Source organism: Methanothrix sp. (assembly GCF_016706325.1).
Taxonomy (GTDB): Archaea; Halobacteriota; Methanosarcinia; order Methanotrichales; family Methanotrichaceae; genus Methanothrix.
Genome location: NZ_JADJJX010000001.1, coordinates 1,783,649 through 1,798,091 on the forward strand (window position 1 = coordinate 1,783,649; position 14,443 = coordinate 1,798,091).

Below are 14,443 nucleotides of genomic sequence, written 5' to 3' on the forward strand. Positions count from 1 at the left end.
TAAACTCAAGGGGATGTTCAAAATACGAATTCAAGTAGCTATGAAAACTTTTAAGTAATTTGGACACCTAATATCAGGTTGCACAACCAAAGGAGGTTGGATATTATGTTGTCTCCCTTAATTCCTGATATCAGGCATCCAAAATGGATTATAGTCGTCAAATTACTTGAGATTATCGCTTCTCCAAGAGCTAATAAAATCGCGGGCAGATTAAAAATATATGACAAAGATAAATTTTTATTGTCAATCAAAGTCTTAATCCTATCGGATCTATTTGAAAGAGATATTTCAAGGCTTGTTTCCGAAATAAATGAAAATATTGCCTTAAAGAGGCTTTTAGGGATTAATTCAAAGGTAAAAGCAAATGAAATATACAAGATGCAGTCAAATCTCGATTATGAATTGATTTTCACGTTTTTAAAAGATTATTTCAGCCTAGAAAGAGATTGAGGGATAAAAAGGTAGAAACAGTAATTATTGACACTAGTTCTATCGCTATCGACCTTAATTTGTGGAGAAACCGACATAGAATTGGTAAGGGAGATAAAAAATATAAATATTCATATAGTCCATCTATAGGATATTATGTCGGATTTAAGTTGATTTTGGCAATAAATCAGGATAATGAGCTCCTGGGGTTTGAAATTTTCAAAAACTCGCCCAATGACTCTAAAATGCTTATTCCTTTCCTCGATAAGCTATATCGCTCTAGAATTATCAAATCGGAAGATATAATCATCTGTGATAAGGGTTTTACGTCAAAAAACAATTATCAGACTATCATCAATAGATTTAACATCGTTCCGATCATATATCCCAGGAAAAACACAAATTTAGAGAAGATAATTCATAACCTAAATCCACCTTTGGATTTGTTTTTTTGTAAAAAATATAATTTGGCCATTTGGAAACGAACTGTAGTTGCTTTCAAAAAACTAATCTATGAATGGGAGAGTTTCAAGATAATAAGGTCGAATATTGAAGATTTCTTTAATATCGCTAAGAATTTTCTAGGAATGAACCGAAACCATCAATATACGAAGGTTAGCATCGAAAAGAGGGTTGCCCGAATAATTTTCTTGACCCAAACGTTGATTTGTTTGTTGGATGATCTAAATATTGATAAAAGGGCCATACCATATTGGTGATCTTGGGAGAGGGGTATACATTTAAAGCGCATCATATCCTGCTGGAATAAAATGTCGGTTTACATTGATATCGATAGGTGTATTGGCTGCCGCACCTGTGAGGCGGCCTGCCAGATGGAGCATGACGGCCAGGGGCACATCAATGTCCATTATGTGGAGGACCTGGCAGCCGTTCCCATCTTCTGCCGCCACTGCGAGGAGGCTTACTGCACCACCGCCTGCATCACCGGAGCTCTGTACAAGGATGGAGAGATCACCGCCTTTGATGCCAGCAAGTGCTCCGGGTGCGGCCTGTGCACCCTCGCCTGCCCCTTCGGTGTGGTCTGGACGGATAGGATCGCTCATAAGTGCGATCTCTGCCGGGATCGGGAGGGCGGACCGGCCTGCATCAACGTCTGTCCGGCTCAGGCCCTGTCAGATGATTTCGATCGGGCAGTGAGCATGGCACGCTCGCGTGCTGCTCGGACAATTGCTGCCTTCAGAGGGGTTAGATGATAAGAGTTGACAGCAGCCTGTGCCTGGGTTGTCGATCTTGCTTTAATGTCTGTCCCAGCCAGAATATAATCAGAAGCGAAGCTAATGGAAGGGCGACAGTTCACTGGAAAAGCTGCAAAGAGGAGTGCGATCTGTGCGTGAAGATGTGCCCCAGCAAGGCCCTCTCCCTGGTGTCTGGGGATGAGGCTGAGCCCCCCTGCGAGCTCTCCTTTGACCTGGCAGCCTGCAAGATCTGCGGATCGCTATATGCTACAGAGCCCATGCTTGAGTGGATTGAGTCGGTCCTGCCTGAGAAGATTCAGAAGGATGCAGCCGGCCTGGAATGGATCCGGATCTGTCCGGAGTGTCGGCGCAATAAAGAGGCTGAGAGCCTGACCCGGCTGGTGCTGCCGGGGAGAAGAAAGGAGGATTGGAGATGCTCCTGGCTCTTTACTGCAGGGAAGCGGGGTCTACATCCAGAGCGGATGAAATTGCTCTAAATGCAATCGGGGCCGCTTTTCCCACCCTCTGTCGGATGTAGCAGTCAGATTGGGCCTGAAACCATCTGTACCCCTTTTCCAGCAGGGAGTGCAAAGCATTCTCTGTTATCCTCAGCAGGGCGTTTGTGGCCTTCCATGCAGCATTCCAAAGCCGCGCTCCCCACCAAATACAAAAGCATGAATTGGCGGAGATAGGCCATCTCCCATCCATTCCTAATTCTCTATCCTGAAAAGCCATCCAATTCGATCCTGTGATCCTTGACCGTGGCGATCGATCTTTTGCTGATCATCTCCATCCCTGTCACGGATGGTGGTATTATTGCTGGAAAGGTTCAGGCTCTCATCTCTTTTCCCCGATAGAGCAAGCGAGCATTTGATAAAGCGGTAGCACATTCACAGCCTTAAAAGATGAACGAGAAATCCATTAGAAAAGGAATACTGTTTCTGATGGCCCTGATGGCGGCTATTCCCTCCCCCGCCGCCTGCTCTTCAGAGCCCAATGGGCCGGCAGAGGAGATGTATAATATTACTGCGTATAACATCTCTGGATATAACATCTCTGGATATAACATCTCTGGATATAACATCTCTGGATATAACAATACTGTGTATAATGCTAAAGTGTTTAACGCTACTACGTATAACGCTAATATGCATAACGCCACTGATGGACTTAACAACTCTGAATCTACAAATGATACAGAAGAGGAGATTTTCCCTACAATGGGTAATGCCTCCGCAATGCATAAAGGCACTACATCCATAAACGGCACTACATCCATAAACGGCACTACATCCATAAACGGCACTACATCCATAAACGGCACTACATCCATAAACGGCACTACATCCATAAACGGCACTACATCCATAAACGGCACTACATCCATAAACGGCACTACATCCATAAACGGCACTACATCCATAAACGGCACTACATCCATAAACGGCACTACATCCATAAACGGCACTACATCCATAAACGGCACTACATCCATAAACGGCACTACATCCATAAACGGCACTACATCCATAAACGGCACTACATCCATAAACGGCACTACATCCATAAACGGCACTGCATCCATAAACGGCATTGTAGAAGAGGAGTGCAATGGCACAGTATACCGCCTGGGGGAGGCGGCAACTGTGGTGACAGTGCCGGTCAATACCAGTCGGATGAATCTCACTCTAATGGAAAAAGTAGAAAATATCACACTTTATGATGAATACGGGAAAACGGTTAAATTAAACAGCAGCCACAGATTCCGGCAGGGCAGCTACATCTATAGCCTGGACTTTGAAAGGCACATCAAGGGAAAGCTGGCCTATAATCTGAGTGCGCAGGGCCAACAGTTTGTGATCCCGGTCAGGGAGAAAGGTCCCGTGAGGGTGATCCTTCCTGAGGGCTATACCACTGGAGACCGCTTGCTGGGAATTGCCTGGCCTCCACCTGACATGAGTGCAAATGTAGAAGGGAAAAAAGCTCTAACCTGGAATAACACCACCCTGCTCTCCTATATTGAGGTAAACTACTACCGGGAGAATGCTCTTGCCGCCCTGACGATAATCATATCCATTCTCGCCCTGGCAGGAATAGCACTGCTGATAGAGTATTATTTCAGCATCAGAAAGCTGAGAGCCTTGAGGATAAAGGAAGAGGAATAGGCGATAAAAAGGATTCACACCATCCGACTACAATCAAGAGGAGAGTGCAATGAGCAAAGCTACTACCATCTGCAATGGGGTTTATGCAGTGGGGGGACCGGATCTCTCCCGCCCTGAGGATGCATATGTCTATCTTGTCGATGCAAAGAGCTGTCTGGTCCTGATAGATGCCGGCGTGGGATACGGAAACGATAAGATAGAAAGGAATATTCGAGCCCATGGATTGGAGCCGGCACAGGTCTGGTATGTCATCGCCACCCATTGCCATATCGATCATATCGGCGGACTGCATCTATGGCGGGATAGGTATGCCAGTAAGATCATCGCCCATGAACTGGACCGGGCAGGCATCGAGGGCGAGAACGATAGTCTGACTGCAGCCAGCATGTACGGGGTGAACTACCGGCCGGTGAAGGTGGACACCATCCTCTCTGGGGAGCAGAACCAACTCCGTCTGGGGGAGATGGATTTCAATCTCCTTCATACCCCAGGACACACTCCCGGAAGCATCTCTGTTTATATCGATACCTCTGAGGGCAGGGTTCTCTTCGGCCAGGACATTCATGGCCCCTTCTCCCCTTCCTGGGGCTCAGATATCAGGGAGTGGAGGAGGTCCATGAGAAAGCTGCTTGATCTTGAGGCCGACTTTCTCTGCGAGGGGCATGCCGGGATTTACAGAGGAGAGAAGATCAGGGAATACATTGAGGGCTACCTGAATAGATATCCTGGATAGATATCCTGAATAGATATCCTGAATAGATATGGCTCTGGCCTGCGGCTCCGCCTGAGCCTTCTCATTTTCTTAGCGCTTCTCTTTTCCCGTCTGATTTACTCGCGCCCTCTCTCTCAAGCAGCCTTATGGTTCAGCCCTGAGCATCATGATCTCCTTTCCAGCGATGTCCTCTTGAGAGATCGATATCTTCCTCTCCAGAAATTGGCTTGCAGTCCAGATATTGGTTCTGGTGTGCAGGGATATCTTCCGGGTGCTGTAGCTCCCTGCTGCCAGGGCCAGATAGGGAACCAGTTGATCGGCCAGATGTTCATCCACAGAGGCTCCAGATGTCAATTCCTGAATTTGAGCCTCTGCAGCAGTCCTGCCCACCTTCTCTGCCGGAAGACCTCTCCTGCCCAGACTGCTGGCTCCGATATAGGCTCCAGAAGATCGCGACCAGAGGGTGATCCCGCTTCCAGTCGAGGGCAGGCGGAGGATCTCTTCTGCGATGAGGGCCTTAAAGCCCGCCTGCTGCAGAGCCTCAACTGCAGCATCAGCCTGCCTTCTGGCCACATGCTCAGGCAGGTTTGAGCAGTGGGATACTCCTTTGATCTCCATTTCGGATCGATTGCTGCTATCTTTCGAGAGTCCCTCGGTGCCCAGATGAGCAGCCTGAAGCTCTGAGGGCTCGATGTGACAGAGCACCCTTCCCTGGCCCTGGGGGTAGTATCCCCTCCTCTCCAGCTTCAGGCTTGTTCTGGCCCCGAAACGCTGCAGAGCGGGCAGGAAGACATTGCAGAAATAATCGATGGTTGGAGACCATTGCACATCGGTTCCCCCCTGAACCAACAGGGTAGTGCTCTCATCGGCCTGGAGCAGCGCCGGGAGGAGGCATTGCAGGAGGAGGGTGATGCTCCCCGCTGTCCCAATCGAGATCTCATATCTTCCGCCTTGAATCTCGCCGGGAGAGAAGCTGATCTCAGTTGATCCCGGGGCAACACCAGAGCTTTTGGCCTGGCAGATGTCAGAGAGAGCAGCAATGGCATGAGCATGCTGGGCTGCCAGGCCCGGTTTGGGACGGCTTTTCCTGATCTTGCTTATATGGACCGGTCTGCCGGTAACTGCGGAGAGAGCAACTGCAGTCCTGACGATCTGGCCTCCGCCTTCTCCAAAGGAGCCGTCTATCTCAATCATAGTACCTCCCACTTTTATCCGGCTGTTTTCATCATATTCGCAGATATTGGAAGCAGTTAAACCTTTTGCCGGGAACCCGTCCTCTCCAGAGAATCAGGGAATCTGCTTTATAAATGGTCTCTCTGCGAGAAGAAGCCACAGCCCCAGGCAAGCCAGCCCCACCAGGATGTTCATCGATCCCAGGATCTGAATGGTATTGGACCACTCCAAAGAGATGATGCCCATGCCCATGCTGCCCATCAGGATCCCAAAGCAGCTCATAAGAGCAGCGGCAGAGCCGGCGTCCTCCTCTTGCTGCTCGAGCATCAGATTTGTGCCTGGAGTGCGGATGCAGCTTCCCATGATCGTCGCCGGAAAAAGGCATGCCGCAAACATCCAGGGCTGAAGGCTGCCCAGAAGATATATCAGCAGCCCTCCGAGAATGGTTGAGGCGAAGCCGGCGATGATGATCGAACTGCGGGCGAACCTTCTGGAGAGGCGCAGATAGAGCATGGGCCCTCCAATCATTCCCAAGGCATTGAAGGCAAAGTAGAGGCTGAAGAGCTTCTCGTTCAGGCCGAAGCCGTCTATGTAGATGTATGAGGATGAGGCGATGAAAGCCATCGAGGAGAAGCTGAGCAAAGAGAATATGATGAGCAGGGATAAGAAACCGGGATTTTTCGCCACCACTGCCAGCCTCCCAATGGACTGGCCCAATGTGCCGGTATATCTTGTATTTAGCGTCTCCACCAGGGCCAGGCTTCCGGAGAGAGCAATAAGCCCTATGACTCCTAAAAGCACAAATATCCCTCTCCAGGATGTGATGCCCAAAAGAAGGGCTCCCAGGACAGGCGCAGCCATGGGGGAGATGAGAACCATGGAGGAGACCCAGGCGAGGATCATCTCCCGGTTGCGGCTGTCATAGACATCCTTGATCATAGCCATGGCCACTGCCGAGGCAGAGCTTCCGCCAACAGCCTGGAGGATGCGAAAGAGGATGAGCTGACTGATATCCTGGGAGATGGCACAGAGAAAGCCAGCCAGAGAATAGATGGCAAGGCCGGTGATCAGAATGGGGCGGCGGCCGTATCTATCGCTCAGAGGTCCCCAGAAGAGCATTCCGGCGGCAAAGAAGAGAAAGAAGAATATAAGAGTGAGATTGACCTGCTCGGCTGATACCTGAAAGTACCGGGACATGCCAGGCAGGGCGGGAAGATATAGATCTGTCGATAAAGGAACGAATGCACTCAGAAATGCAATAAGGGCGATGAGGCCTCTGTTGCCCAGATATCTCTGCCCTCCCCCTCCAGGGACGAGGGCTCTATGTGATTTTTCCATTGCATTGGACCTCAATGTCCCGATCTCTGTCTTTCCGATCTCTGTCTTTCCAATCTCTGTCTTTCCAATCTCCGTCTTCCCTATCTCCGTCTTCCCGATCTTTATCCTCACTATCTCTATCTTTCCGGCCTCAATCTCTCTTAGCAGTTCCTTCTCGCCTATTCTCTCTTATTATTCTTCAGCAGCAGATCGCACAGTTTACTGGCACTGGCTACCACGGTCTTTCTGCCGATGCGGTCCTCGGCTGCCGGACGGACGGCAATTCCCCCGAAATGGGCATCATCACCCACCACTATCATCCCCTGGATGTGCATCCAGGCATGAATGGCATCCAGGGTCTTCTCCTGGCCGCCATTTCTTGAGCCGCCCACGGCCATCGCGCAGCCTACCTTATTCCTCAGCTTGAAGTCCTGCCGCCTCAGGGGAATTGTCCTGTCGAAGACCGCCTTGAGCTGGGCAGTGATATTCCCGAAGTAGACGGGTGAGGCCACAATTATGCCCTCTGCCTCTTGCATTGCCCTCAGGAACTCTGGCATATCATCCCTCTTGGGGCATTCCCTGCCTTTGCTGCAGTCTCCACAATCGTTACAAAAACCGACTGCCAGCTCTGAGCAGAGCAGCCTTTCAGTCTGGAAACCATATTCATTGGCAACAGCCAGTGCCTCGTTCAGCAAGAACTCAGTGTTGCCGGCTTTTCTCGGGCTTCCACAGATGCCAACGATTCTCATTATTACTCTCACCCCTTGCAGCTCTGATGGAGGCAAATATATGCTTTTGTGATTGGAACATACTCACGGGCTTTATGTGGTCTATTGCCGACGGCAAGGTTAATATCTAATACCCTAATTTTATTATGGGATCATAATGAACGCTGAGATCACATCGCTTCTGGAACAGGATGTCTATACCCAGAAAGGCATCTTTGTGGGCAGAGTGGACGATGCCGTCCTGGACCCTGAGAACGGGGTGGTAAGCGGCCTGGCTTTGGGAGATGTCAACCGGGATCTTTTCGATAGCAAGGGCAAAGGGATAATCATTCCCTATCGCTGGGTTACTGCTGTCGGAGACATAGTGATCATCAGGCATCTGAATAGAAATGCAAAGGCTGAGACAAAAGTCGGCTAGCTGGGAGATTTATTCCGGTCTTCGGGCTCGCCCTCCACTGGTGGCAAGAGCGGATGGCCGGGGATTCAAGAGCATTCTGGCGGGGTGCCAGAAGCCTTATGATGCTGGCTTTGCCAGCCACATGGCCTCCTCAGCCAGCAGTCTGTTTGAAGACTCTGGAATCTGCCCGGCCCTGGCATTCACCTTCTCAGATGAGATCAATCTCGCCTTTCTGACTGCTCCTTTTGGTGGGCGGGTCGAGAAGATCGACTCCCTCGTTGCGGGCTTTCTATCTGCTTCCCTCTCTCTTCAGATGGGAAGGCCCGTCTCAATGGACTGCCGGATCATTCCCCTCTGCAGATCGGAGATCAGAGAATACTTAATTGAACGGCAGAACGAGGCCTGGAGAAACCATGTCTTCTCTTATGGATTTTACATGTTACAGGAGGAAGGGCTCGACCCTTCCCAGGCCATGGAGAGGATGCGAGGAATGAGAGAGCCTGAGATCCATGAGATGCTCTTTCAGAGGGGGACAAACCTGGCCAAAACCCCCTCCTGGGAGAGAAGGGGCATAATGATCTATCGCGACGAGGGGAGGGTCTTGCAGGATTGGCAGTTACCGCTGTTCTCGTCAGAGGAGGGCAAGGAGCTGCTGGCCCGGGTATTTCGCTGCGCTGAGAACGACTGAATGCCTGCTAAAGAGTTAAAGAATATAGGTTCTTGACGGTCTTCTATGGGCGGGCCTTGGCCTCGCCGCAGAAATGCCGGGCACAGAGGAGGATTCTCTGCAGCATATCGCATCAGGATCCGGCCATCAGTCACCCTGGGAGAGGATGGTGAAATATCTCTTTATTATCTCTTTATTCTCTGGCGGAAGGCTCTCAATGTATAGCTCTGATGGTACTGCTGCTGCCTCCCCTGCCTGGGACTGCTGAAAGACCCTCTGCACCGGTCTGGTGTTTATGGGTATGGAGCCAGCGCCCGTTCCAGGAGATATGACCAAGGGAAGCTTATTCTCATTCAGGACGGCGAGGGAGGGATTGCCAAACAGATTACCACTAAGGCTCTCATTTGAAATAGCGCTCGGCTGAGGTTTCTCCTCCTGGAAGATGCTGGAGGCTCTCTCCTTCAGCTCAATGATCGACTGGAGATCAGCAGTCTGGACTACACCTTCCTGTGCCAGGAGGATGACCACAGCAAAGAGGAGGATGGCAGCTACTGCTCTGCCGCTCAGCTCTCTTCTGTCCAGGATCTGAGAGGGCTTTGTTCCCGCTAAGCTCAGCTTGATTTCCTCAGCCAGGCTCTGCATGGGCAGAGAATCAAGGTCCTTGTTGTCATAAGCAGTTTTGGCCTTCTCTGATAGCACTGGGCCTAAAAGCGGAAAGATATCGGTCTTCCTCCGCCTATTGAGAAGGGTGGCCCCAGTAAATCCAAAAATTATGGATATGATTGCAGGCAATGCCCTCAGGATTATGCTGTCTTGGTAGTAGAATTTCATAAGCATAGTCAAGCCCAGAGACTGCATGAGGGCATAAATCGCGATGGAAATTATGATTCCATTGAGGGCCCATACGGCTCGCTCAAAACGCTGATGTGCCCTCATCAATCGAGCCAGCGGTCTGAGGAACTCATAGTGATCATTCACAGAGTTTAATCTGATGATCCAGATAAGTAGTTTTTGGAGTCTGAATCCATGAGACAGGCTGATAGGCGGGGAGTGGAATGAAGGGTGGGGGTGCGGGCTGAAGGGTGAGGAAGCGGTCTGAAGAGCGGGGAAGCGGGCTGAAGGGTGGGGAAGCGGGCTGAAAAGAGTTTATACCATCAGATCAATCCACCTCAACATATGTCTTTGCCCATTTCAAGCTGTAAGATGATAAAGGGGATGGACCAAGGCTCAGCAATTTGGTAATACATAAAGAGGTATAGCGCTAAATGAGCTGCCGAAGATTGGTTTAAGGAAAAATGGATGGAATAGCCGGCGTTAAGGGATTGAGATTCAAGATTCTCGCGATTTTGGCAGCTTTCGCTCTCCTGCCGCTTCTATTCATGGGCATCATATCGCTCATGGAGATGAACCAAGCATCACACGATGTTCAAGAGAACATATCGCAGCTCAGTTTATCCCTGAACCGCTCTGCTCTATTGGTCATGCCCGATGAGGCCGATCAGGTGCAGCTTGCCATTGCCAAGGCCAATCAGTATAACCAGTTCTTCGAGCGTCTGACTCATCAGAACGAGCTGGTAGCCGACAGCGCCAGCAGCTTCTTGGAGGGCGATGGCTGTCTTCCCCCTGGTGTATGGATTGCGCCTACCAGTTCAAATCTCACCACATCAGAGGCGAGGGATGCCACCATAAGATCACTGTGCATACCAGCAAGGGTGATGCAGTCCTTGCATGAAACAGAATCGGTGCTCTCCCTTTCATACATCGGAACAGAGGACGGGGTGCTGGTCGTCTGGCCTTATAGCAATGACTCTCTGAAGAGCACCGCCCCATTCAGCTACAAGGATATGCCCAATTACGAGCTGGCCAGATCCAGGAAGAAGACCATCTGGACAGAGCCCTTCGAGGACGATGAAGGAGGCTGGATGATGACCATCACCACCCCTTTCTTCCGGGAGGGCAAGTTCGCGGGCATCATGGGAATGGATGTCTCAATTAAGTTCATCTTCACAGATCTGTCCACCATGAGAGGCAGAGGCTATCCATTCATTATCGACAGCACCGGTTTTATAGTCGCCCGGCCAAAGAATAAGCCGAATGAGCCCTTGGATATTTTATTCAGCTCAGAAAACCTCTCTATGTCCGCCAGTCCTGAGGTCAGGGCAGTGGCAAAGAAGATGCTCAAGGGAAGCTCGGGATCTGCCATTGTAGCTTTAGGGAGGGCAGATGGATATGTGGCCTACTCTCCCATAAGCAATCCTGGCTGGGTCCTGGGAATTGCTTATGCCTCGGAGGAGATGAGCCTGCCTGCCCGGTTCATCGATGCTGGCATCAAGGAGGTGGCGAGCAGTGCTACCCTGGGATTGAGCGATGCCTCCCGGAAGGTGAGAAATTTTGCCCTTTCGGCCTTTGCTATAACTGTTATTGCAGTGCTAGTTGCAGGTTTTCTGTTCAGCAGGAGGATTGGGGGGGACATCGATTCTTTAGTCCGACTGACGGAGAAGATATCGCGAGGTGATTTTGATGTCCGGGCGAAGAGCTCAGGAGAGCTGGCAGAGCTGGGAGAGGCCTTCAACAGCATGGCTTCCGATCTGAATCATTATGCTGCCGCTCTGGATAAAGCTGCCCATAATCGAGGGGAGTCGGGCGTGCAGAGCAGCTTTATAGATGAGGTCAAGAATGCTTTGGCCTCGTCCGTTCCTCCTGAGCAGGAGGGCTATGAGATTGAGGTCCTCTACAGGCCCACCAGAGCGGACCGTTTTGACTTTTATGATGTCTCCAGAATGAATGATCGGATATCCCTGGCCATGGCGGGTGTGGGAGGAGATGGTATTCAGGCGGCTATGCTTGCCATTACGTCCCGCGCCCTTATCCGTGCCTGTCCGATTATCTTGGGCCCATCAAATGCTATAAGCGATCTGAACACCCAAATCAGCCAGTATGGTCGCGGCACCAATCTGGCCTGCTTTTATGCTTTACTTGATCCATCAGACCACACTTTAGAGTATGTTAATGCCGGATTTAACCCGCCATTCATTGTGGATCCCGGGGGGATGGTGGACACCCTGGGCGGGGGAGGAATAGCTTTGGGGATGCTCTATCGGGTGGAGTTGGAGGAGACGCGCATACCCATTCAGCCCGGGGATGTTATGGTCATATACTCTGATGGGGTTGTAGAGGTCGAGAACGATGATGGTGAGGCATTTGGACTGGAGAGGCTCATCGATCTGGCCATAAATAACCGCACCCTCTCCGGGGAGGAGATCCTCAGGATAGCAGAGAGGGAGATTGAGGACTTCTCTTGCAGTTCAGAGCATCCAATGGATATGGCCATGATAGTTCTTAAGCGAAGGTGAGACGGAGTGGGAAGGAGCCAAGCCGCTTCCTTGTGCCGGCTTCAAAGCCTGGCATCTTTGAATGGTTGTGGTCTAAATTGCGGGTCCAAAATGGTGTATAGCCATAGTGGTGTGTAATCCTAATGCTGTAGAGTCCTAAATGGCGAAATCCTTAAATAAGGGCCTCGACCACAACTCGGAGCCGAAAAAGGCTCGTCCTTTGGCCTGATCTGCGAATTCAATTGAGAATATCTCAAATGAATCCTGAGAGAGCCACAAGATATAAATAAGAGTGGCTCCTTATTGCTTAGGCCAATACTGTGTGTGGCACAAAGCTCGCCAGGGGCAAGCTTTAAATAATAGGGCTGCCTACAGTAATGGGCCGCTTAGGCATCGCATCCACAAGGCTGCGACTCTGATTCCATGATGGGTCGGATTCCGGGTTGCGATATAGAGGATATGTGGAGACACGAGCTTTTTCGTGTCTGACAATGGTCTTGGCGACTCAGCCAATTCCGATTGGTTCGGAATTTAACGCATACTTCCTTGAGAATTCTGGTTGATCCTGCCAGAGGTTACTGCTATCGAGGTTCGACTAAGCCATGCGAGTCGAATGTAGCAATACATGGCGTACTGCTCAGTAACACGTGGACAACCTGCCCTTAGGACGGGTATAAACCCGGGAAACTGGGTATAATTCCCGATAGGTCTCGTCTGCTGGAATGCATCGAGATCCAAAGCTCCGGCGCCTAAGGATGGGTCTGCGGCCTATCAGGTAGTAGTGGGTGTAGCGTACCTACTAGCCTACAACGGGTACGGGTTGTGAGAGCAAGAGCCCGGAGATGGATTCTGAGACACTAATCCAGGCCCCTACGGGTGGCAGGCGCGAAAACTTTACAATGCTGGGAACAGCGATAAGGGAACCTCGAGTGCCAGGTTACAAATCTGGCTGTCGTGATGCCTAAAAAGCATTATATAGCAGGCCGGGCAAGACCGGTGCCAGCCGCCGCGGTAACACCGGCGGCTCGAGTGGTAACCGTTATTATTGGGTCTAAAGGGTCTGTAGCCGGCCGGATAAGTCTCTTGAGAAATCTGGCAGCTTAACTGTCAGGCTTTCAGGAGATACTGTCTGGCTCGAGGCCGGGAGAGAGGTGAGAGGTACTTCAGGGGTAGGGGTGAAATCTTGTAATCCTTGAAGGACCACCAGTGGCGAAGGCGTCTCACCAGAACGGGTCCGACGGTAAGGGACGAAAGCTAGGGGCACGAACCGGATTAGATACCCGGGTAGTCCTAGCCGTAAACGATACTCGCTAGGTGTCGGTCACGGTGCGACCGTGATTGGTGCCGTAGGGAAGCCGTGAAGCGAGCCACCTGGGAAGTACGGCCGCAAGGCTGAAACTTAAAGGAATTGGCGGGGAGCACAACAACGGGTGGAGCTTGCGGTTTAATTGGATTCAACGCCGGAAATCTTACCGGGACCGACAGCAACATGAAGGCCAAGCTGAAGACTTTGCCGGATTAGCTGAGAGGTGGTGCATGGCCGTCGTCAGTTCGTACTGTGAAGCATCCTGTTAAGTCAGGCAACGAGCGAGACCCACGCCCACAGTTGCCAGCGTACTCTCCGGAGTGACGGGTACACTGTGGGGACCGCCGCTGCTAAAGCGGAGGAAGGAATGGGCAACGGTAGGTCAGTATGCCCCGAATATCCCGGGCCACACGCGAGCTACAATGGTTGGTACAATGGGTATCTACCCCGAAAGGGGACGGAAATCTCCTAAAACCAATCTTAGTTCGGATTGAGGGCTGCAACTCGCCCTCATGAAGCTGGAATCCGTAGTAATCGCGTTTCAACAGAACGCGGTGAATACGTCCCTGCTCCTTGCACACACCGCCCGTCAAACCACCCGAGTAGGGTCTGAATGAGGGCGCTTTCGACGGAAGCGTTCGAATTTGGGCTTTGCAAGGGGGGTTAAGTCGTAACAAAGGTAGCCGTAGGGGAATCTGCGGCTGGATCACCTCCTAACGTTACGAGCATGCCAAATGGCATGCCTCTCCGAGCCAATCGGAAGCTGAAATGTCGATCAAGACCTGAGACAAGACAAATCTATCCAGCTAATTTGCAATCATCTGCTGGCCATGATCTGGGGCTTGTAGCTCAGCTGGTAGAGCGCCGCCTTTGCAAGGCGGAGGCCCTGGGTCCGAATCCCAGCAAGTCCATTTGATATGTATGCACACATCGAGGCAGACTCGATGTGGAAGGGCGGAGGTCTGGCTCTCCGGCATGGGGGTCAGTCCTGCGATGCCGTGCACAAGCTTTGCGACCAGAC

General features: G+C 51.0%; 13 protein-coding genes, 1 tRNA gene and 1 rRNA gene. 11 read left to right on the forward strand and 4 right to left on the reverse strand.

Annotated elements, in window-relative coordinates; all coding sequences use genetic code 11:
* The first annotated feature begins 105 nt into the window (after positions 1–105).
* From IPI63_RS09165 to IPI63_RS09190, 6 genes are all read left to right on the forward strand, one after another.
* Positions 106–450, forward strand: a complete 345-nt coding sequence (locus IPI63_RS09165; RefSeq protein ID WP_292476132.1) for a hypothetical protein — start codon at positions 106–108, stop codon at positions 448–450.
* Positions 447–1,148, forward strand: a complete 702-nt coding sequence (locus IPI63_RS09170; RefSeq protein ID WP_292478067.1) for a transposase — start codon at positions 447–449, stop codon at positions 1,146–1,148. Before IPI63_RS09165 ends, IPI63_RS09170 begins: the two co-directional genes overlap by 4 nt.
* Before the next feature lie 51 nt (positions 1,149–1,199).
* Positions 1,200–1,643 (forward strand): 4Fe-4S dicluster domain-containing protein, encoded by a 444-nt coding sequence (locus IPI63_RS09175; RefSeq protein WP_214065629.1) that lies wholly within the window; start codon positions 1,200–1,202, stop codon positions 1,641–1,643.
* Entirely contained in the window at positions 1,640–2,122 is a 483-nt protein-coding gene (locus IPI63_RS09180; RefSeq protein WP_214065628.1) for a 4Fe-4S binding protein, read from the forward strand. The genes IPI63_RS09175 and IPI63_RS09180 overlap by 4 nt, the downstream gene beginning before the upstream one ends.
* A 408-nt stretch (positions 2,123–2,530) precedes the next feature.
* On the forward strand, positions 2,531–3,790 hold the full coding sequence (locus IPI63_RS09185; protein ID WP_292478068.1) for a DUF5803 family protein: 1,260 nt from the start codon (positions 2,531–2,533) through the stop codon (positions 3,788–3,790).
* Between the two features lie 49 nt (positions 3,791–3,839).
* Positions 3,840–4,523, forward strand: coding sequence for an MBL fold metallo-hydrolase (locus IPI63_RS09190; RefSeq protein WP_214080146.1), 684 nt, complete (start codon positions 3,840–3,842; stop codon positions 4,521–4,523).
* A 123-nt stretch (positions 4,524–4,646) separates the two neighbouring features.
* Here IPI63_RS09190 and rtcA read toward each other — a convergent pair whose 3' ends face one another.
* From rtcA to IPI63_RS09205, 3 genes are all read right to left on the reverse strand, one after another.
* The gene (gene rtcA / locus IPI63_RS09195) at positions 4,647–5,696 is read right to left on the reverse strand and encodes an RNA 3'-terminal phosphate cyclase (protein WP_214065624.1); all 1,050 of its coding nucleotides are present in this window, start codon (positions 5,694–5,696) and stop codon (positions 4,647–4,649) included.
* Between the two features lie 93 nt (positions 5,697–5,789).
* Complete coding sequence (locus IPI63_RS09200) at positions 5,790–7,013, reverse strand: Bcr/CflA family efflux MFS transporter (RefSeq protein WP_366850912.1); 1,224 nt, start codon at positions 7,011–7,013, stop codon at positions 5,790–5,792.
* A gap of 158 nt (positions 7,014–7,171) precedes the next feature.
* Complete coding sequence (locus IPI63_RS09205; RefSeq protein WP_214080152.1) at positions 7,172–7,741, reverse strand: NAD(P)H-dependent oxidoreductase; 570 nt, start codon at positions 7,739–7,741, stop codon at positions 7,172–7,174.
* Positions 7,742–7,877: 136 nt separating this feature from the next.
* On the opposite strand from IPI63_RS09205, the gene IPI63_RS09210 reads away from it, so the two are divergent.
* Both IPI63_RS09210 and IPI63_RS09215 read left to right on the forward strand, forming a co-directional pair.
* Positions 7,878–8,138 carry a PRC-barrel domain-containing protein gene (locus IPI63_RS09210; RefSeq protein WP_214065623.1) on the forward strand — a complete coding sequence of 87 codons (261 nt, stop codon included), beginning with the start codon at positions 7,878–7,880 and terminating at the stop codon, positions 8,136–8,138.
* Positions 8,110–8,805: a tRNA(His) guanylyltransferase Thg1 family protein gene (locus tag IPI63_RS09215; RefSeq protein WP_214065622.1), complete on the forward strand. Its 696-nt coding sequence runs from the start codon at positions 8,110–8,112 to the stop codon at positions 8,803–8,805. The genes IPI63_RS09210 and IPI63_RS09215 overlap by 29 nt, the downstream gene beginning before the upstream one ends.
* Before the next feature lie 126 nt (positions 8,806–8,931).
* Here the strand turns inward: IPI63_RS09215 and IPI63_RS09220 are convergent, their stop codons facing one another.
* A complete protein-coding gene (locus IPI63_RS09220) occupies positions 8,932–9,642 on the reverse strand; it encodes a hypothetical protein (protein WP_214065621.1) in 711 nt (236 codons plus the stop codon).
* 488 nt (positions 9,643–10,130) lie between these two features.
* On the opposite strand from IPI63_RS09220, the gene IPI63_RS09225 reads away from it, so the two are divergent.
* The 3 genes from IPI63_RS09225 (at position 10,131) to IPI63_RS09235 (ending at position 14,333) form a co-directional block, all read left to right on the forward strand.
* Complete coding sequence (locus tag IPI63_RS09225) at positions 10,131–12,137, forward strand: SpoIIE family protein phosphatase (protein ID WP_292478075.1); 2,007 nt, start codon at positions 10,131–10,133, stop codon at positions 12,135–12,137.
* A gap of 531 nt (positions 12,138–12,668) precedes the next feature.
* Positions 12,669–14,137: ribosomal RNA gene (locus IPI63_RS09230) — 16S ribosomal RNA — on the forward strand.
* 123 nt (positions 14,138–14,260) lie between these two features.
* Positions 14,261–14,333, forward strand: a tRNA-Ala gene (locus IPI63_RS09235).
* The last annotated feature ends 110 nt before the right edge of the window (positions 14,334–14,443 follow it).

Coding starts and splice junctions, on each gene's coding strand:
- IPI63_RS09205 (WP_214080152.1), bottom strand. CDS start 7,741: ATGAGAATCGTTGGCATCTGTGGAAGCCCGAGAAAAGCCGGCAACACT.
- IPI63_RS09180 (WP_214065628.1), top strand. CDS start 1,640: ATGATAAGAGTTGACAGCAGCCTGTGCCTGGGTTGTCGATCTTGCTTT.
- rtcA (WP_214065624.1), bottom strand. CDS start 5,696: ATGATTGAGATAGACGGCTCCTTTGGAGAAGGCGGAGGCCAGATCGTC.
- IPI63_RS09185 (WP_292478068.1), top strand. CDS start 2,531: ATGAACGAGAAATCCATTAGAAAAGGAATACTGTTTCTGATGGCCCTG.
- IPI63_RS09165 (WP_292476132.1), top strand. CDS start 106: ATGTTGTCTCCCTTAATTCCTGATATCAGGCATCCAAAATGGATTATA.
- IPI63_RS09175 (WP_214065629.1), top strand. CDS start 1,200: ATGTCGGTTTACATTGATATCGATAGGTGTATTGGCTGCCGCACCTGT.
- IPI63_RS09190 (WP_214080146.1), top strand. CDS start 3,840: ATGAGCAAAGCTACTACCATCTGCAATGGGGTTTATGCAGTGGGGGGA.
- IPI63_RS09215 (WP_214065622.1), top strand. CDS start 8,110: ATGCAAAGGCTGAGACAAAAGTCGGCTAGCTGGGAGATTTATTCCGGT.
- IPI63_RS09200 (WP_366850912.1), bottom strand. CDS start 7,013: ATGGAAAAATCACATAGAGCCCTCGTCCCTGGAGGGGGAGGGCAGAGA.
- IPI63_RS09210 (WP_214065623.1), top strand. CDS start 7,878: ATGAACGCTGAGATCACATCGCTTCTGGAACAGGATGTCTATACCCAG.
- IPI63_RS09220 (WP_214065621.1), bottom strand. CDS start 9,642: ATGCAGTCTCTGGGCTTGACTATGCTTATGAAATTCTACTACCAAGAC.